This window comes from Streptomyces coffeae, assembly GCF_016741875.1.
Lineage (GTDB): Bacteria > Actinomycetota > Actinomycetes > Streptomycetales > Streptomycetaceae > Streptomyces > Streptomyces coffeae.
This window is the reverse complement of the sequence record NZ_JAERRF010000001.1, coordinates 515,282-532,184: the sequence shown is the minus strand read 5'-3', so window position 1 is coordinate 532,184 and position 16,903 is coordinate 515,282. Positions and strand designations below refer to the sequence as shown.

Below are 16,903 nucleotides of genomic sequence, written 5' to 3'. Positions count from 1 at the left end.
CACCCATGACCTTCGATTACGCACCCGCGCCCGAGTCCCGCGCCGTCGTCGACATCGCCCCCTCCTACGGGCTGTTCATCAACGGCGAGTTCACCGAGGCCGCCGACGGCAAGGTCTTCAAGACCATCTCGCCCTCCTCCGAGGAGGTGCTCTCCGAGGTCGCCCAGGCCACCGCCGAGGATGTCGACCGCGCCGTCAAGGCCGCCCGTACCGCCTTCACGGCCTGGTCCGCCCTCCCGGGCTCCGAGCGCGCCAAGTACCTGTTCCGGATCGCCCGCATCATCCAGGAGCGCTCCCGCGAACTGGCCGTCCTGGAGTCCCTGGACAACGGCAAGCCGATCCGCGAGTCCCGGGACGCCGATCTCCCGCTCGTCGCGGCGCACTTCTTCTACTACGCGGGCTGGGCCGACAAGCTGGCCCATGCCGGCTACGGCCCCGACCCCAAGCCCCTGGGCGTGGCCGGTCAGGTCATCCCGTGGAACTTCCCGCTGCTGATGCTGGCGTGGAAGATCGCCCCGGCCCTCGCCGCGGGCAACACGGTGGTGCTCAAGCCCGCCGAGACAACACCGCTCTCCGCCCTGTTCTTCGCGGACATCTGCCGCCAGGCCGGGCTGCCCAAGGGCGTGGTCAACATCGTCACCGGGGACGGCAGCACCGGCGCCGAACTGGTCGGCCACCCCGGCATCGACAAGGTGGCCTTCACCGGCTCCACCGAGGTCGGCAAGGCCATCGCCCGCACCGTGGCCGGTACGTCGAAGAAGGTCACGCTCGAACTGGGCGGCAAGGCGGCCAACATCGTCTTCGACGACGCGCCGATCGACCAGGCGGTCGAGGGCATCGTCAACGGGATCTTCTTCAACCAGGGCCATGTCTGCTGCGCGGGCTCCCGCCTCCTGGTCCAGGAGTCCGTCCAGGACGAACTGCTGGACGCCCTCAAGCGCCGGATGCGGACGCTGCGGGTGGGCGATCCGCTGGACAAGAACACCGACATCGGCGCGATCAACTCCGCCGAGCAGCTGGCCCGTATCCGCACCCTCGCCGAGGCGGGCGAGGCCGAGGGCGCGGAGCGCTGGGCCCCGGACTGCGAACTGCCCAGCTCCGGCTTCTGGTTCGCCCCGACGCTGTTCACGGGGGTCACCCAGGCCCACCGCATCGCCCGCGAGGAGATCTTCGGCCCGGTCCTGTCCGTGCTGACCTTCCGCACCCCCGAAGAGGCCGTCGCCAAGGCCAACAACACCCCCTACGGCCTCTCCGCCGGGATCTGGACGGAGAAGGGTTCGCGGATCCTGTGGATGGCGAACAAGCTCCGCGCCGGGGTGGTGTGGTCCAACACGTTCAACAAGTTCGACCCCACCTCGCCGTTCGGCGGCTACAAGGAGTCGGGCTACGGCCGCGAGGGCGGTCGCCACGGCCTGGAGGCATACCTCGATGTCTGACCGCAACGACCGACTCTCCGTGCTCAAGACCTACAAGCTGTTCGTCGGGGGTACGTTCCCCCGGTCCGAGAGCGGGCGGGTGTACGAGGTGACCGACGCAAAGGACCGCTGGCTGGCCAACGCCCCGCAGGCGTCCCAGAAGGACGCGCGTGACGCCGTCGTCGCCGCCCGCAAGGCGTTCGGCGGCTGGTCGGGGGCCACGGCCTACAACCGCGGCCAGATCCTCTACCGCGTCGCCGAGATGCTGGAGGGCCGCCGCGACCAGTTCGTCCGCGAGGTCGCCGACGCCGAGGGGCTTTCCAAGTCCAAGGCGGGCGCCCAGGTCGACGCGGCGATCGACCGCTGGGTCTGGTACGCGGGCTGGTCCGACAAGATCGCCCAGATCGCCGGATCCGCCAACCCGGTCGCGGGGCCGTACTTCAACCTCTCCAGCCCCGAACCCACCGGTGTCGTCGCGGTCCTGGCCCCGCAGGACTCGTCCTTCCTCGGCCTGGTCTCGGTCATCGCGCCCGCGATCGTCACCGGTAACACCACGGTCGTCGTCACCAGTGAGAACCACCCGCTCCCCGCCCTCTCCCTGGGCGAGGTGCTGGCCACCTCCGATCTGCCGGGCGGCGTGGTCAACGTGCTCTCCGGCCGCACCGCCGAGATCGCGGCCCCGCTCGCCGCGCACCAGGACGTGAACGCGATCGACCTCACCGGCGCGGCCCCGGAACTCGCCACCGAGCTCGAAACCGCCGCCGCGGAGAACCTGAAGCGGGTGGTCCGTCCACAGCCTGTGGACTGGTCCGCCGACCCCGGCACCGGCCGGATGCTCTCGTTCCTGGAGACCAAGACGGTCTGGCACCCCATGGGTGTATGAGCCTCTGAGCGTCCGCCCCCAACGGCCACCGCCCCCGCCCCCTTCCGTCCGAGGGGGCGGGGGCCGGTGCACCGCACCTCCGCCCACCGCACCGGCCGACCCCATTCATCCCGACCCGGGAGGTCACAGGGGCGACTCCATGCGTCACACTGGTGTTCCGTGACATTCCATCCCTCATCCGCCCGCGTCATCCTGCTCTCCGGCCCTTCCGGTTCCGGAAAGTCGTCGCTCGCGGCCCGTACCGGGCTGCCCGTGCTGAACCTCGACGACTTCTACAAGGAGGGCGACGACCCGACCCTCCCGAAGCTGGCGGAGGACGGAAGCACCGACTGGGACTCCCCGCTGTCGTGGGACGCGGACGCGGCGGTGGCGGCCGTCGAGGCGCTGTGCCGGACCTCGCGTACGGCGGTGCCGGTGTACGACATCCCGACCAGCGCTCGCGTCGGCGAAGAGGTGCTGGATCTGGGCCGTACCCCGCTGTTCCTCGCGGAGGGGGTCTTCGCCGCCGACATCATCGGGCGCTGCGCCGAGCTGGGTCTGCTCGCGGACGCGCTGTGTCTGCGGGGGCGGCCGTCCACCACCTTCCGGCGGCGGCTGATGCGCGATCTGCGGGAGGGCCGGAAGTCGGCTCTCTATCTGGTGCGCCGCGGCTGGCGGCTGATGCGCGCCGAGCGCGGGATCGTGGCCCGGCAGACCGCGCTGGGCGCGTACGCGTGCGGCAAGGACACCGCCATGGGGCGCGTCGCCGCGGCGGCGGCCGCAGGGCGCAGCAGCGGTACGGCCGCGCGGCCCGCGTCCACCGTGACGGCGGGCTGACCCACCCCGCTGCCGCGCTACGGTGCGACAGCGCTACGGCGCTCCCGGCGCGCACAACAGCGCGGGACCGGACGGACCCCCCGGCCCTCCGGTCCCGCGCTGTTGTTCCCCCGATGTTCCCCCGATGTTCCCCCGTATCCCCCGTTATCTCCCGCGGATCCCCCGATCCCCGGTTTTCCCCCGTGTTCCCCCGATCCCCCCGTATCCCCCGTGTTTCCCCCCGCCTTCGGTCTCCCGCCGCCGTCAGGCGACCAGTTCGCCGAAGGACTCCTCTTCGTCACGGCCGAAGCTGAGGGTCTCGTCCTCGCGCAGCCGCCGCAGTGAGCGCCAGATGCTGCTCTTGACCGTTCCGACACTTATGTTCAGTATGTCCGCGATCTCCGGGTCCGTACGGCCCTCGTAGTACCGCAGCACCAGCATCGTGCGCTGGAGCTCGGGGAGCCGGGCCAGGGCCTGCCACAGCACGGCGCGCAGCTCGGTGCCGCGCATCGCGTCGTGGTCGCCCGCCGTCTCCGGCAGCTCCTCCGTCGGGTACTCGTTGAGCTTGCGGCGGCGCCAGGCGCTGATGTGGAGATTGGTCATGGTGCGCCGCAGATAGCCGCCGACCGCCGCCTTGTCGCTGATCCGGTCCCAGGCCCGGTAGGTCGAGAACAGCGCGCTCTGGAGCAGGTCCTCGGCCTCGTACCGGTCGCCGGTCAGGTGGTAGGCGGTGGCGTACAGGGAGGCGCGGCGCTCCTGGACATAGGCGGTGAACTCCGCCTCCGACGCAGTACGCCGCTCCCCCTTTGCCTCCCTGTACGAGCTTCCCCCGTGCCCCCCAGGTCCCCCCTGTCCCCCGTGCCCCCCGAGGCCGCCGGTGCCCCCCTCGGCCCCCGTCGTCGCGTCAATGGCCACCATGTAAGGAGGCCGCTGACGCCCGGCGCCGCGAGCGCACCCCCGCCCGCTCACGGCACCGGACTTCTCGCTGGTCCGGCCGGCGCCGTGAAGGCGCGTGCGAACTGCGCTGGCGTTCGTGAAGTGCAGTGTGCTCATCTCGCGCCCCCCGTCGATGGAGCCGGTCCGTCCGGTCTGGTTCTGGTTGCTCCGGCCGGTGTTCCGCCCGGTGCACAGAAGACTTTGCCGGGCCAGTTTCATCGCGCTGTCTGTCGACTGTCACAGGCTCGTCACAGGGGATCGCACCGATAAACCCCCGGCGGTCGAACTCCAGGCCCCTTGTAGGCCAGAATGACCAACGTGCCTTTCCTGTTGCTGATCGAGGACGACGACGCCATCCGCACGGCCCTCGAACTCTCACTGTCCCGCCAGGGCCACCGTGTGGCGACGGCGGCGACAGGCGAGGACGGCCTGAAACTGCTGCGTGAGCAGCGGCCGGATCTGATCGTGCTGGATGTGATGCTGCCCGGGATCGACGGCTTCGAGGTGTGCCGCCGGATCCGCCGCACCGACCAATTGCCGATCATCCTGCTGACCGCGCGCAGCGACGACATCGACGTGGTGGTGGGGCTGGAGTCGGGAGCCGACGACTACGTGGTCAAGCCCGTGCAGGGACGGGTGCTCGACGCCCGGATCCGCGCGGTGCTGCGCCGGGGCGAGCGGGAGGCGAACGACGCCGCGTCCTTCGGCAGCCTGGTGATCGACCGCGCCGCCATGACGGTGACCAAAAATGGCGAAGACCTTCAGCTCACCCCCACTGAGCTGCGGCTTCTGCTGGAGCTGAGCCGTCGGCCGGGCCAGGCGCTGTCGCGCCAGCAGCTGCTGCGGCTGGTGTGGGAGCACGACTACCTCGGCGATTCCCGGCTGGTCGACGCCTGTGTGCAGCGGCTGCGCGCCAAGGTGGAGGACGTGCCGTCGTCGCCGACGCTGATCCGTACGGTGCGCGGGGTGGGTTACCGGCTGGACGCACCGCAGTGAGCGCAGGAGGGGCCCGGGACCGGGACGCGAGGACCCGGGGCGGAGACGTAAGGAATTGAGCGCGGTGAGCGAGGAGCCCGGTCGTACACGGGGCTGGGCCGCGGGTCTCCTGCGGTGGCTGAGCCTGAGACTGCGGCTGATGCTGGTCTTCGGTCTGGTGGCGCTGGCCGCCGCCGTGTCCGCGTCGGGCATCGCGTACTGGCTGAACCGTGACGCGGTGCTGACCCGCACCCAGGACGCGGCGCTGGACGAGTTCCGCAAGGCGCTGAAGGAGGACACCGACCCGCTGCCCGCCCTACCGACGCGTTCCGAATTGCAGGACGCGGCGGACCGCATGTCGGACAACACCCAGAAGTACGAGGTGCTGCTGGTCTCCCGCACACGTGGCGGCGGGACCAGTGTGGTGGCCTCGGACGAGACGCTGTTCACACTGAAGGTGGTGCCCGCGTCGTTGCGGCACGCGGTGGACGAGAAGCGCGCGGTGGACAGCTCCAACAAGGCCCCGTACCACCTCTACTGGCAGCGGATCACGCTGGACGGCACGCCGTATCTGGTCGGCGGGGCGAAGGTGAACGGGGGCGGCCCGACCGGCTACCTGCTCAAGTCGCTGGACAGCGAGCGCCAGGACCTGAACTCGCTGGCCTGGTCGCTGGGGATCGCCACCGCCCTGGCGCTGATCGGTTCCGCGCTGCTGGCGCAGGCCGCGGCGGCCACGGTGCTGCGGCCGGTGCAGCGGCTCGGCGAGGCGGCGCACCGGCTGGGCGAGGGGCAGCTGGACACCCGGCTCCAGGTGTCGGGCTCCGATGAGCTGGCCAATCTCTCGCGCACCTTCAACCGCACCGCGGAGCGGCTGGAGAAGCGGGTGGCGGAGCTGAGCGCGCGGGAGGCGTCCAGCCGCCGCTTCGTCGCGGACATGTCGCACGAGCTGAGGACCCCGCTCACCGCGATCACGGCCGTCACCGAGGTGCTGGAGGAGGAGGCCGACTCGCTCGACCCGATGATCGCCCCCGCGGTGCAGCTGGTGGTGAGCGAGACCCGGCGGCTGAACGACCTGGTGGAGAACCTGATGGAGGTGACCCGCTTCGACGCGGGCACGGCCCGTCTGGTGCTGGACGACGTGGATGTGGCGGACCAGGTGACGGCGTGCATCGACGCCCGCGCCTGGCTGGACGCGGTGGAGCTGGACGCGGAGCGCGGGATCGTGGCCCGGCTCGATCCACGGCGGCTCGATGTGATCCTGGCGAACCTGATCGGTAACGCGCTCAAGCACGGCGGCTCGCCGGTGCGGGTGTCGGTGCGGACAGACGGCGATGAAGGGGGCGAACTGCTGATCAGGGTGCGGGACCACGGTCCGGGCATCCCCGAGGACGTCCTGCCGCACGTCTTCGACCGCTTCTACAAGGCGAGCGCCTCCCGGCCCCGGTCGGAGGGGAGCGGACTCGGTCTGTCGATCGCCATGGAGAACGCGCATATCCACGGCGGTGACATCAGCGCGGCCAACTCCGAGGAGGGCGGCGCGGTCTTCACGCTCCGGCTGCCGATGGACGCCTCGCGGCTCGCCTCGGGCGAGGAGGAGCGCAAGAACGAAGGGGGCGCCCGATGAAGCGGGCGGTGAACCGGCGCCGGACCCGTCCGGCCGTCGCGCTGCTGACCGCGGCGGTCGCGCTGCTGGCCACCGGATGCGGTATCCGCGGTACGTCGGTGCCGGTGGACGCGGGGGCCGCGCCCTCGCGCGCCTCGTGCGAGGCGCCGGAGCCGGACCGGGCCGCCGAGGGCACCGGCCGGGTCCGGGTACGGATCTATCTGCCGTGCGGCTCACGGGTGCTGTCGCTGAGCCGCAGCATGCGGCTGCCGAAGGAGCAGCCGCCGCCGGAGCCGGTGCAGATCGCCCGTGCCCTGCTGGAGCAGTTGCGGCAGCCGCCCACGGCGGCCGAGACGGCGGCCGGGTTCTCCACCGCGGTGGAGGACTGGGTGCAGGTGTCCGGTCCTGCCTCGGACGATCCGGACCGGGCGCTGCGGCTGAACCGGCCGCCCGAGGAGCTCCAGTCGATGGCGCTGGCCCAGATCGTGTGCACCTTCGGGGAGTCCACGGCGGCGGACGAGCACCACCGGGTGGTGCTGGGCGGCCCGGAGAGCGACCGCGATCCGCTCAAGCGCTACACCTGCACCGAGGAGATGCGCCGCCATCCCGAGATCGCGGTCAACTCCGGAGTTCTGGTGTCCTGATCACGCCCGCGGTCACGCCTGAACGTTCCTCATCGCTCTTGATCGCGTGATGATTCGTTACGTTTCCGCGCTCGGTCACCCCTGGTGGACGTCCTCTCGGTAACAAGCTGCTGACCAGCGCGGGGCAGGCGGAACCAGCACCCCCGCACAGCGCGTCCTGAGAGGCGTGCAGGGTCGTTCCGGCCGCAGGGCCGCCTTCCGCTACCGCGCCGCGGGCGTTGTACTCCTCGTCGCACACCTGACGTTCGTGTGCTGGCTGACCCTGCGCCCGCTCACCGTGCCGTGGGTGTCCGCCGAGACCCTGGAGCCGCTGGCCACCATCCGCGCCGATCTGGCGCTCAGCCCGTGGGCGGCGATCCGCTCGATCGGGGGCGGACTGCTGCTGCTCGCGCCACTGGGGGTGCTGCTGCCGCTGGCCGGGGGCCGGGTGGACGCGTGTTCCTGGGCGTCGCTTGCCCGTACGGCCTTCACCGGGGCGATGGCGGCCCTGGCGGTCGCGCTGCTGCGCAGCGAGGTGACCGGGCAGATCATGAACGTGGACTCGGTGCTGCTGAACACCGCCGGGGTGGCGCTCGCGCATGTGCTGGTGGTGCCGGCCGTCAGGGCCGGGATCCGCCGCCGGGCGGACCGGGCGCGGGCCGCGGCCCTCCCCCGGGAGGACGAGGTGCAGACGGTGACCCCGACGATTCACAGGGTCGGGATCGCACCGTGGAGCGACGCCTCGACGGGCTGGCGACCCTAGCGTTGATGGCATCGGGAAGAGATTCCCGGGTACCTCGGCACCTCGGCCTTCGGTCCGGACGGATCGCAACGGTTACGAGAGTCCGACGACACGACGAGGAGTCGCCATCATGGCCACAAGCCTGGTCCGCCCCCGCCACCAGAAGATGATCGCCGGAGTCTGCGCGGGTCTGGCCCGCCGCTTCGGCACCACCCCGACCACGATGCGGGTGATCTTCCTGGTCTCCTGTCTGCTGCCGGGGCCGCAGTTCCTGCTCTACATCGCGCTGTGGATCCTGGTTCCGGCCGAGGACGGCTATCGCGAGGCGTGGTGAAGCGTCGCGAGGGGCGTGGTGAAGCGGACGCGAAGAGCCCGTACCGCGCCTACAGACCCGCCTTCTCCAGCTTCTCCAGCTGCTTGTCGACGATCGCCCGCGGCACCGGGAACTCGCTGAGCTTCTTGAAGTCCACGCCCATGAAGAGGGCGATGGTCGAGCCGGAGCGCACCGCGACCACCCTCATCGGGATCTTCGTCCCCTGGGCGGAGGCGGTCAGTCCGTAGCCGACACTGTCGTCACCGGCCGCCTTGAGCGGCGTCGACCGCACCTCGCTGTAGCGCACGGTCCGTCCGCTGAGGGTGGTGGAGAACCCGCCCGCGCAGTCGGAGAGCGCGGCCTTCAGCTCGCGCATGAACGTCTTGGCGCCCGCCGCGCTGTAGCTGCTGATCCCGGCCGTGACGCCCTTGTACGGCGCCTTGTGACCGTTCACCCCGCGCCGCACGGTCTCCTTGGCCGCGGGGCTCGGCTCGTCACCGGTGGCGTCGGCGAGCGCCTGGCAGGCGCGCTTGCGGGACTTCGGCTGGCCGCTGGCCCAGTTCTCGGCCTTGCGGCTGGTGACCCGATAGCCCTTGAGGTCGCCCTGCGCCAGGGCGGCCTTCTCCAGTCGGGTCGCGGCAGGGGTGGCGGACCGGCGGTCGGCGGACGGGGTGGCCTTGGCGTCGTCGTCCGAACCACCGCTGCACGCGGCGGTGAGGACAAGGAGGGGGCAGGCCAGGAGGGCCGTCGGACCAGTCGCTCGGAGCCGCCCGGTCCGCCCCGCCGGTCTGCTCGTCCTTGTCCGCCTCATCCGCCTTGTCCGCACGGAAGACACCCCCACAGTCGGCTGCCAGCGTGGCGCAGCGTGTCGGCAGATCCTGGCACAGGACGCGGCCGGGCCGCACACCCCGGTACGGATGTGCGGCCCGGCCGTGTGCCGAGACGGAGGATCAGCCCAGCCGCAGGCCGTTGCCCAGCGCGCCCACCGGGAGCCGACTGAACAGCCCCTGGTCGGGCTGGGCCTGGCCGGGGGCCGAGGGCTTGGCGGTGCCCTGGCCGGGGGCCTGGCCGCCCTGTCCGGGGACCTGCGAAGTGGCCGCACCGCCACTGGGCACCGGAGCGGGACCGGCCGCGGACGCGGCGCTGCCTCCGGCAATGATGGCGACAGTACCGAGGGCAACAACGCCGAGGGTCTTGAGGGTTCCCTGCTTCATCAGAAATCTGTCCTTGAGACGGGGGCTTGTCCGATACGAGAACGTAGTCATGGATTTCGCCTGCCCGCAAACACGGGAAATCGACTTCCAGACGTGCGGAACGCATCGGACGAGCTGGTGGCCCCCGTCCGTAGAATCAGTTGTCCTTGGCAGGAGAATCGCTGGTCACGGCGGACATCGAAGCCACCTGCCGGAACAGCCATTCGGACTTCAATTCAGCATACCCAGGCTTGATCACGTCATTGATCATCGCAAGACGTTCACCAAAAGGAATGAAGGCCGATTTCATGGCATTGACCGTGAACCACTGCATGTCGTCCAGCGTGTAGTGGAATGTTGATACGAGATGCTGGAATTCAGCGCTCATACTCGTCCCACTCATGAGACGATTATCCGTGTTGACGGTGGCACGGAAATGCAGTCGGCGCAGCAGCCCGATGGGGTGCTCGGCGTACGAGCTGGCCGCGCCCGTCTGGAGGTTGGAGCTCGGGCACAGCTCCAGCGGGATGCGCTTGTCCCGGACGTAGGAGGCGAGGCGGCCGAGGGTGATGCTGCCGTCGTCCGCCACCTCGATGTCGTCGATGATGCGGACGCCGTGGCCGAGCCGGTCCGCACCGCACCACTGGAGCGCCTGCCAGATGGACGGCAGGCCGAACGCCTCACCCGCGTGAATCGTGAAGTGGTTGTTCTCCCGCTTCAGATACTCGAAGGCGTCCAGGTGGCGGGTGGGCGGGAAGCCCGCCTCGGCGCCCGCGATGTCGAAGCCGACGACGCCGAGATCGCGGTAGCGGTTGGCGAGTTCGGCGATCTCCAGGGCGCGGGCCGCGTGGCGCATCGCGGTGAGCAGCGCGCCGACGCGGATGCGGTGGCCGTTCTCCCGGGCCCGCCGCTCGCCTTCGCGGAAGCCCTCGTTGACCGCCTCGACGACCTCCTCCAGGCTCAGCCCCCGCTCGAGGTGCTGCTCCGGGGCGTAGCGCACCTCGGCGTAGACGACGCCGTCCTCGGCGAGGTCCTCGGCGCACTCGGCGGCGACCCGGAACAGCGCGTCCCGGGTCTGCATGACGGCGCAGGTGTGCGAGAAGGTCTCGAGATAGCGCTCCAGCGAACCGGAGTCGGCGGCCTCGCGGAACCAGGCGCCCAGCTTGTCCGGCTCGGTCTCGGGCAGCGCGTCGTACCCCGTCTCGCGGGCGAGGTCGACGATGGTGCCGGGCCGCAGCCCGCCGTCGAGGTGGTCGTGCAGCAGCACCTTGGGGGCGCGGCGGATCTGTTCGGGGGTGGGTTGGTGGGTGTGCTCGCTCGTCATCTGCGAAGCGTAGCCCCTACGCGCGTAGAACGGGGCGATAGATACGGAACAGTGACCCGCACGGGTAGTGGAGTACACCAATCCTTCTGCGATCGTGTCGGCATGGCTCAGCAAGCGTTGCCCGAACGGGGCGCACGGCTGGGGCGGCCGATGGGCTCGGCCGCCACGCGGAGGACCGTACATGGTGTGGTGCTGCTGCTTCCGGGCGGGGAGCCCGTCGGCACGCGGCGCCCGTCCCGGATGTCGGCGGCGTCGGTGCTGCCACTGGCCCGAAGACTGGTGCGGGCCGGTCAGGACGAGGGCCTGGCCGCCCATGTCGTCCACTACCGGCGCCGCGGCTGGAACGGCTCCGCCGCGGACCCCGCCGCGGATGCCGAGTGGGCCGCGGACGAGGTGGGGCGGCTCTACGGCGACGTACCGGTCTGCCTCACCGGCCACGGCATGGGCGGCCGCGCCGCCCTGCGCGCCGCCGGACACCCGGCCGTCAGCACGGTGGTCGCCCTCGCCCCCTGGCTCCCGGAACCGGACGCGACCCTGGCACCCGATCCGGTGAAACAGCTCGTGGGACGGCAGGTGTTGATCGCCCACGGGACCAATGACGAGCGCACCGACCCCGATCTGTCCTACCGGCTGGCGGAGCGGGCCAAGAAGGTCAACCGCAACGTGTGCCGCTTCGAGGTCCACACCGACGGCCACGGCCTGCACCAGCACCGCTCCGAAGTCCGGGCCCTCACCTCGGACTTCCTCCTCGGCTCCCTCTTCGCCACGGGCTACTCCCGCCCGGTGGCCGACGCCCTGGCGGCCCCACCGCCGCTGGGTCTGCGCATGCCGTTGGCGGTGGGGTTCGGCTCGACGCTGCGACAGTGAGGTCCGCTGTGAAAGCGCCGCGCCCGTCCGGGCGCGGCGCCGTACACCGGAGGACAAAGGCGGAGGGGCCGCTCCGCTGGACAGGGGCGGGGCGGCCCCTCCGGGCTGGTGGGGTCAGGCTCGGGCGGGGAGGCCGCGAAGGGCCCGGCGGGCTACTTCCGCGCGGCGTTCGGCCTGGGCCTTGCGGGTTGCGTAGAGCGTGATCGCCGCCGCGCCCGTCACGGCCACCAGGCCCAGCAGGACCGTGCCTGCCCATCCGGTCGCGTGGAAGGCGAGCGCGCCCAGCGCGCCGCCCGCGCTGCTGCCGATGTAGTACGACGCCTGGTAGAGCGCCGCGGCCTGGGCGCGGCCGGTCTTGGCGGTGCGGCTGACCGCCGAGGACGCCGCCGCGTGGCCCGCGAAGAAGCCCGCGGTGATCAGCACCAGACCCAGCAGCACCGCGGCGAGCGAGTCCAGCAGGGACAGCAGCAGCCCGGCCGCCGTGGTGGTCACGGCCACGTACAGGGTGCTGCGGCGGCCGAGGCGGCCGACCAGCTTGCCGGTCGCGGCCGAGGAGACGGTGCCCACCAGGTAGATCAGGAAGATCGAGCCGATCAGGGACTGCGAGAGGCCGAACGGTTCGGCCACCAGCCGGTAGCCGATCACCGTGTAGACACCGCCGAAGACCGTCATGAACAGCGCGCCGATCGCGTACAGGCGGCACAGCAGCGGGTCGGAGAGGTGCCCGGCGACGGTACGGGCCAGGGCGCGCGGGCTCACCGCGGCCGGGGTGAAATGCCGGGCCGGGGGCAGCAGCAGCCGGAAGGCGACCGCGCACAGCAGCGCCATGACGCCGACCGCGGCCAGCGCGGCCCGCCAGCCCCAGCCGTCGGCGACCCAGCCGGTGAGGATCCGGCCGCTCATACCGCCGACGCTGTTGCCCGCCACGAACAGCCCGATCGCGCCGATCAGCGCCTTGGGCTGCACCTCCTCGGAGAGATAGGCCATCGCCGAGGCCGGGATCCCGGCCAGGGCCGCGCCCTGGATCGCGCGCAGTCCGATCAGCCAGCCCAGGTCGGGGGCGAACGGCACCAGCAGTCCGAGCGCCACCGCGACCGTGAGCGAGATGGTCATCATCGTGCGGCGGCCGAACCGCTCGGACAGGGCGCTCAGCGGCAGCACCGCGAGCGCCAGGGCCGCGGTGGCCGCGGAGACGGTCCAGCTGGCCTGGTCGGCCTGGACATGGAGATCGTCCGAGATCGCGGGCAGCAGCGCCTGGGTCGAGTAGAGCAGGGCGAAGGTCGCGAGCCCGGCGGTGAAGAGGGCGAACCGCATCCGTACGTAGCCGGGGCGGCCCGGACTCATCCGCTCAGGAGCGGAAGCCGTGGTGGGTTCGGAGGACAGCGCGGGGGAGGCGTCCACACGGTGGTTCCCGGTGGACGCCCCGGTATCAGCGGGAGGCATGGTTCGACCGTATGTACCCACGGCTGATGCGTCCAATGCACGGAATCGAGATAATCGTTCCAGGACAGCATGATCCGAGGTCAGGGGCGTACGTGTCACACATCAGTTACGAACACGACATTCCGGTGACAGCTGGAGTCGAGGAGGAGTCGTGGGCGATGGCGCTCACGCCCCGGCTCGCGCAGTTCGCCGCCGTCGCCCGTCACGAACATGTCACCCGGGCCGCCCAGGAGCTCGGGGTGCCGCAGTCGACGCTCAGCCGGGGGATCGTCCGGCTGGAGGACGACCTCGGCGTCGCGCTGTTCGCCCGGCGCGGCCGGACGGTGGCGCTCACCCCGGCGGGCCGGACGTTTCTGCGCTCGGTCGAACGGGCCCTCGCCGAGGTGGACCGCGCCGCCGAGACGGTACGGGCGGACGCCGATCCCGCCGCCGGACGGGTCTCGTTCGGCTTTCTGCACACCCTCGGCTCGGAGACCGTGCCCGGACTGCTCCGTGCCTTCCGGGTGGACCATCCGCGGGTCCGCTTCCAACTGGTCCAGAACTACGGCGAGGCGATGATCGAGCGGATGCGCGCGGGCGATCTCGACCTCTGTCTGACCTCCCCCGTCCCCGACGCCCCCGATCTTGTCGCCCGCCGTCTGGACGAGCAGCGGCTGCGGCTGGTGGTGCCGGACGACCACCGGCTGGCGGGCCGCCGCCGGATCCGCCTGGCCGAGGCCGCCTCGGAGGTCTTCGTCACCCTCGAACCGGGCTACGGGCTGCGCCGGATCACCGATGCACTGTGCGCCGAGGCGGGGTTCACCCCGAAGATCGCGTTCGAGGGCGAGGAGGCCGAGACCATCCGCGGTCTGGTGGCCGCCGGGCTGGGAGTGGCGCTGCTGCCGCCCCCGGCGGTGCCGCGCCCCGGGGTGGCCGAGCTGACGGTCACCGCGCCGCGCGCGGTGCGGGAGATCGGCGTCGCCTGGCTGGACGGCCATCCGGACACTCCACCGGTGGCGGCCTTCAAGCGTTTTCTGCTGAGCAGGAGGGGTCAGCTGCTCGACTAACATCTGATCAACTCCGGCTTGCGACAGGTGAAGACCCGGAGTCGACAAGAGTTCTTTCTCTGAAAGGGCAAACGGGGACTTGCGATCCAACAGAAAACTGCGCATGAGCAAGAAGCGCCGGATATCCATCGTCGCGGTGTGCGCCGCGGCGGCAATCACCGGCGGAGTGCTCTCCTCCAGCGCGTTCGGCACCGACGACGAGGAACAGCCCAAGGCCGCACGGCCGTCCACGGCTTCGGCGCCGGTGACGGTGACGGTGGCGGACAACGCCGGGACCGCCACCGACAACGCCACCTTCACCAACGGTGTGATGGCGCTGAAGGCGCCCGCCGCGCCGCGCAAGGCCGCGGCCGCGGCGCCCCACGGTGAGGGCTGGAAACTGGCCGGTCCGGGCACATCGCTGTCGACCGGCTACACGATCAAGTTCTATGACCAGAAGTCCGCGGACTGGCTGTCCCGTTATGCCAAGGCGTCGGCGACGGACCTCCGCCGGATCACCCATCTCCCGATCACCGTCGACACCAAGCCGGTCGGCTGGAACTACGAGCGGCCCAAGGGCGAGATCGTCATGGGGGTGCTCAAGCGTCCCTGCGTACCGCCCAAGGACGGCGGCAGCCACGGGTGGAAGGTCGTCCACGACGGCTCCGGCACCAAGAACCTCAGCTGCGGCTTCTACGCCTCGTCCGTGGCCGACACGGTGACCAGCGGCCATGCCTACATCGACAGCTCGTTCTTCACCACGGACGGCACACCGCTGCCGTCCTGGGGTGAAACCTTCATGCGCAACCACATCAGCCATGAGATCGGGCACACGCTGGGCATGACGCACGCCAACCGCAGCGCCACCCGCGGCGACTGCGTCAAGGGCAGCGACTCCGGCGAGAAGCCGGTGATGTGCACCCCGGCCGAGGCGTACCCGGACAACCGCGCGGGCACCTACGTCCAGCAGTTCGACGTCCAGGGCCTGCGCCACCTCGCCAAGGGCGCCGGTGCCACCCTCTCGCCGCAGGGCAAGGTGACCGGCCTCGGGGGCAAGTGCCTGGACGTCAAGGGCGGCAAGGCCACCAACGGCACCCAGATCCAGCTCTATCACTGCACCGGCGGTGTCCCCCAGTCCTGGCTGCTGGAGCAGGACGGCACCTTCCGCGCGCTCGGCAAGTGCCTGGACAACGCGGGTAACGCGGCCACCAACGGCAACAAGATCCAGCTCTCCGACTGCACCGGCAAGGCGTCGCAGAAGTGGTCGGTCAACGCCAAGGGCCAGATCGTCCATGTCGCCTCGGGCAAGGTGCTGGACGTGACCGGCGGTTCCACCGCCGACAGCACCAAGGTCCAGCTCTACTCGGCCAACACCACCAAGCGCCAGGTCTGGGTCACCCCGAAGTAGGCGCGCGCACAAGCGAGAGGGCCGGACGGGAAGCTTCCCGTCCGGCCCTTCCCGTGGCACACCGCGCGTTACGCGATGCGCTCCAGCACGATCGGCGAGGCGCTGAACTCCGTGTCCGCCGGGGCGTAGTCCACCGCGCCGTCCAGGGCCTGAAGGGCGTAGTCGAACTTTTCCGGGGTGTCGGTGTGCAGGGTCAGCAGCGGCTGACCGGCGGTGACGCGCTCACCCGGCTTGGCGTGGATCTCGATACCGGCGCCCGCCTGCACCGGGTCCTCCTTGCGGGCGCGGCCCGCGCCCAGCCGCCAGGCGGCGACACCCACCGCGTAGGCGTCGAGGCGGGTGAGCACCCCGTCGGCGGCGGCCGGAACCACCTGCCGCTCACGGGCGACCGGGAGCTCCGCGTCCGGGTCACCGCCCTGGGCGGCGATCATGCGCCGCCAGTGGTCCATCGCGGAGCCGTCCGCGAGGGCCTTGGCCGGGTCGGCGTCCGGCAGACCCGCCGCGTCGAGCATCTCCCGGGCCAGGGCGAGGGTGAGCTCGACAACATCGGCGGGGCCGCCGCCCGCCAGCACCTCGACGGACTCGCGCACCTCCAGGGCGTTGCCCGCGGTGCGGCCGAGCGGGGTGGACATGTCGGTGAGCAGGGCGACGGTGCGCACACCGTGGTCGGTGCCCAGGCCCACCATGGTGGTGGCCAGCTCCCGGGCGGCGTCGATGTCCTTCATGAAGGCGCCGGAGCCGACCTTCACATCCAGCACCAGCGAGCCGGTGCCCTCGGCGATCTTCTTGGACATGATCGATGAGGCGATGAGCGGAATGGACTCGACCGTCCCGGTCACATCGCGCAGCGCGTAGAGCTTCTTGTCGGCGGGGGCCAGACCGTCGCCCGCCGCGCAGATGACCGAGCCGACCTCGCGCAGCACGTCCATCATCTCGTCGTTGGACAGCAGCGCCCGCCAGCCGGGGATGGACTCCAGCTTGTCCAGGGTGCCGCCGGTGTGGCCGAGGCCGCGGCCGGAGAGCTGCGGTACGGCGGCGCCGCAGGCGGCCACCAGGGGCGCCAGCGGCAGGGTGATCTTGTCGCCGACGCCACCGGTGGAGTGCTTGTCGGCGGTGGGGCGCGGGAGGGAGGAGAAGTCCATCCGCTCGCCGGACGCGATCATGGCGGCGGTCCAGCGGGCGATCTCCGCCCGGTCCATCCCGTTGAGGAAGATCGCCATCGCGAGCGCGGACATCTGCTCGGGGTCGACCTCACCGCGGGTGTAGGCGTCGATGATCCAGTCGATCTGGCCGTCGCTGAGGCGGCCGCCGTCGCGCTTGGCTCGGATGACGGAGATGGCGTCCATGGTGGGGTGCGG

17 protein-coding genes are annotated in these 16,903 nt (G+C 71.0%); 11 read left to right on the top strand and 6 right to left on the bottom strand.

The genetic code is table 11. The annotated features are described in order from the left end of the window. The first annotated feature begins 5 nt into the window (after nucleotides 1-5). The 3 genes from JK363_RS02375 (at nucleotide 6) to JK363_RS02365 (ending at nucleotide 3,114) form a co-directional block, all read left to right on the top strand. Nucleotides 6-1,436 (top strand): aldehyde dehydrogenase family protein, encoded by a 1,431-nt coding sequence (locus tag JK363_RS02375; protein WP_201870950.1) that lies wholly within the window; start codon nucleotides 6-8, stop codon nucleotides 1,434-1,436. After that, complete coding sequence (locus tag JK363_RS02370) at nucleotides 1,429-2,298, top strand: aldehyde dehydrogenase family protein (protein ID WP_201870799.1); 870 nt, start codon at nucleotides 1,429-1,431, stop codon at nucleotides 2,296-2,298. Before JK363_RS02375 ends, JK363_RS02370 begins: the two co-directional genes overlap by 8 nt. A gap of 159 nt (nucleotides 2,299-2,457) precedes the next feature. After that, nucleotides 2,458-3,114, top strand: coding sequence for an ATP-binding protein (locus JK363_RS02365; protein WP_201870793.1), 657 nt, complete (start codon nucleotides 2,458-2,460; stop codon nucleotides 3,112-3,114). Nucleotides 3,115-3,357: 243 nt separating this feature from the next. On the opposite strand, the gene JK363_RS02360 is transcribed toward JK363_RS02365, so the two are convergent. Beyond that, a complete protein-coding gene (locus JK363_RS02360; RefSeq protein ID WP_201870792.1) occupies nucleotides 3,358-4,146 on the bottom strand; it encodes a SigE family RNA polymerase sigma factor in 789 nt (262 codons plus the stop codon). A gap of 201 nt (nucleotides 4,147-4,347) precedes the next feature. On the opposite strand from JK363_RS02360, the gene afsQ1 reads away from it, so the two are divergent. The 5 genes from afsQ1 to JK363_RS02335 all read left to right on the top strand — a co-directional run bounded on the left by afsQ1 (nucleotide 4,348) and on the right by JK363_RS02335 (nucleotide 8,306). Next, on the top strand, nucleotides 4,348-5,025 hold the full coding sequence (afsQ1, locus tag JK363_RS02355; RefSeq protein ID WP_176182505.1) for a two-component system response regulator AfsQ1: 678 nt from the start codon (nucleotides 4,348-4,350) through the stop codon (nucleotides 5,023-5,025). Nucleotides 5,026-5,164: 139 nt separating this feature from the next. Further along, a complete protein-coding gene (locus tag JK363_RS02350; RefSeq protein ID WP_236075516.1) occupies nucleotides 5,165-6,628 on the top strand; it encodes an ATP-binding protein in 1,464 nt (487 codons plus the stop codon). Then, a complete protein-coding gene (locus JK363_RS02345; RefSeq protein WP_215910400.1) occupies nucleotides 6,625-7,251 on the top strand; it encodes a hypothetical protein in 627 nt (208 codons plus the stop codon). Before JK363_RS02350 ends, JK363_RS02345 begins: the two co-directional genes overlap by 4 nt. 166 nt (nucleotides 7,252-7,417) lie before the next feature. Beyond that, nucleotides 7,418-7,993 (top strand): VanZ family protein, encoded by a 576-nt coding sequence (locus JK363_RS02340; RefSeq protein WP_201870790.1) that lies wholly within the window; start codon nucleotides 7,418-7,420, stop codon nucleotides 7,991-7,993. Between the two features lie 109 nt (nucleotides 7,994-8,102). After that, nucleotides 8,103-8,306 carry a PspC domain-containing protein gene (locus JK363_RS02335; RefSeq protein ID WP_201870789.1) on the top strand — a complete coding sequence of 68 codons (204 nt, stop codon included), beginning with the start codon at nucleotides 8,103-8,105 and terminating at the stop codon, nucleotides 8,304-8,306. 49 nt (nucleotides 8,307-8,355) lie between these two features. Here JK363_RS02335 and JK363_RS02330 read toward each other — a convergent pair whose 3' ends face one another. The 3 genes from JK363_RS02330 to JK363_RS02320 form a co-directional block, all read right to left on the bottom strand. Beyond that, nucleotides 8,356-9,096: a hypothetical protein gene (locus JK363_RS02330; protein ID WP_201870788.1), complete on the bottom strand. Its 741-nt coding sequence runs from the start codon at nucleotides 9,094-9,096 to the stop codon at nucleotides 8,356-8,358. Between the two features lie 139 nt (nucleotides 9,097-9,235). Beyond that, complete coding sequence (locus JK363_RS02325; RefSeq protein WP_201870787.1) at nucleotides 9,236-9,499, bottom strand: hypothetical protein; 264 nt, start codon at nucleotides 9,497-9,499, stop codon at nucleotides 9,236-9,238. A 136-nt stretch (nucleotides 9,500-9,635) separates the two neighbouring features. Then, complete coding sequence (locus tag JK363_RS02320; RefSeq protein ID WP_201870786.1) at nucleotides 9,636-10,802, bottom strand: adenosine deaminase; 1,167 nt, start codon at nucleotides 10,800-10,802, stop codon at nucleotides 9,636-9,638. A 102-nt stretch (nucleotides 10,803-10,904) separates the two neighbouring features. On the opposite strand from JK363_RS02320, the gene JK363_RS02315 reads away from it, so the two are divergent. Next, nucleotides 10,905-11,669 (top strand): dienelactone hydrolase family protein, encoded by a 765-nt coding sequence (locus tag JK363_RS02315; RefSeq protein ID WP_201870785.1) that lies wholly within the window; start codon nucleotides 10,905-10,907, stop codon nucleotides 11,667-11,669. 114 nt (nucleotides 11,670-11,783) lie between these two features. Here JK363_RS02315 and JK363_RS02310 read toward each other — a convergent pair whose 3' ends face one another. Further along, entirely contained in the window at nucleotides 11,784-13,112 is a 1,329-nt protein-coding gene (locus JK363_RS02310; RefSeq protein ID WP_201870784.1) for an MFS transporter, read from the bottom strand. 35 nt (nucleotides 13,113-13,147) lie between these two features. Here JK363_RS02310 and JK363_RS02305 point away from each other — a divergent pair, with 35 nt between their 5' ends. Next, complete coding sequence (locus JK363_RS02305; protein ID WP_201870944.1) at nucleotides 13,148-14,158, top strand: LysR family transcriptional regulator; 1,011 nt, start codon at nucleotides 13,148-13,150, stop codon at nucleotides 14,156-14,158. 103 nt (nucleotides 14,159-14,261) lie between these two features. Beyond that, nucleotides 14,262-15,545 (top strand): ricin-type beta-trefoil lectin domain protein, encoded by a 1,284-nt coding sequence (locus tag JK363_RS02300; RefSeq protein WP_201870783.1) that lies wholly within the window; start codon nucleotides 14,262-14,264, stop codon nucleotides 15,543-15,545. A 68-nt stretch (nucleotides 15,546-15,613) separates the two neighbouring features. Here the strand turns inward: JK363_RS02300 and JK363_RS02295 are convergent, their stop codons facing one another. Beyond that, nucleotides 15,614-16,891 carry a thymidine phosphorylase gene (locus tag JK363_RS02295; RefSeq protein ID WP_201870782.1) on the bottom strand — a complete coding sequence of 426 codons (1,278 nt, stop codon included), beginning with the start codon at nucleotides 16,889-16,891 and terminating at the stop codon, nucleotides 15,614-15,616. Between the last annotated feature and the right edge of the window lie 12 nt (nucleotides 16,892-16,903).

Excerpts from the sequence above, each read along its gene's own strand:
- JK363_RS02360 (WP_201870792.1), bottom strand. The coding sequence starts at position 4,146 with ATGAGCACACTGCACTTCACGAACGCCAGCGCAGTTCGCACGCGCCTT.
- JK363_RS02345 (WP_215910400.1), top strand. The coding sequence starts at position 6,625 with ATGAAGCGGGCGGTGAACCGGCGCCGGACCCGTCCGGCCGTCGCGCTG.
- JK363_RS02295 (WP_201870782.1), bottom strand. The coding sequence starts at position 16,891 with ATGGACGCCATCTCCGTCATCCGAGCCAAGCGCGACGGCGGCCGCCTC.
- JK363_RS02375 (WP_201870950.1), top strand. The coding sequence starts at position 6 with ATGACCTTCGATTACGCACCCGCGCCCGAGTCCCGCGCCGTCGTCGAC.
- JK363_RS02315 (WP_201870785.1), top strand. The coding sequence starts at position 10,905 with ATGGCTCAGCAAGCGTTGCCCGAACGGGGCGCACGGCTGGGGCGGCCG.
- JK363_RS02305 (WP_201870944.1), top strand. The coding sequence starts at position 13,148 with ATGCACGGAATCGAGATAATCGTTCCAGGACAGCATGATCCGAGGTCA.
- JK363_RS02350 (WP_236075516.1), top strand. The coding sequence starts at position 5,165 with ATGCTGGTCTTCGGTCTGGTGGCGCTGGCCGCCGCCGTGTCCGCGTCG.
- JK363_RS02310 (WP_201870784.1), bottom strand. The coding sequence starts at position 13,112 with ATGCCTCCCGCTGATACCGGGGCGTCCACCGGGAACCACCGTGTGGAC.
- JK363_RS02300 (WP_201870783.1), top strand. The coding sequence starts at position 14,262 with ATGAGCAAGAAGCGCCGGATATCCATCGTCGCGGTGTGCGCCGCGGCG.
- JK363_RS02320 (WP_201870786.1), bottom strand. The coding sequence starts at position 10,802 with ATGACGAGCGAGCACACCCACCAACCCACCCCCGAACAGATCCGCCGC.
- JK363_RS02330 (WP_201870788.1), bottom strand. The coding sequence starts at position 9,096 with ATGAGGCGGACAAGGACGAGCAGACCGGCGGGGCGGACCGGGCGGCTC.
- JK363_RS02335 (WP_201870789.1), top strand. The coding sequence starts at position 8,103 with ATGGCCACAAGCCTGGTCCGCCCCCGCCACCAGAAGATGATCGCCGGA.
- JK363_RS02325 (WP_201870787.1), bottom strand. The coding sequence starts at position 9,499 with ATGAAGCAGGGAACCCTCAAGACCCTCGGCGTTGTTGCCCTCGGTACT.
- JK363_RS02370 (WP_201870799.1), top strand. The coding sequence starts at position 1,429 with ATGTCTGACCGCAACGACCGACTCTCCGTGCTCAAGACCTACAAGCTG.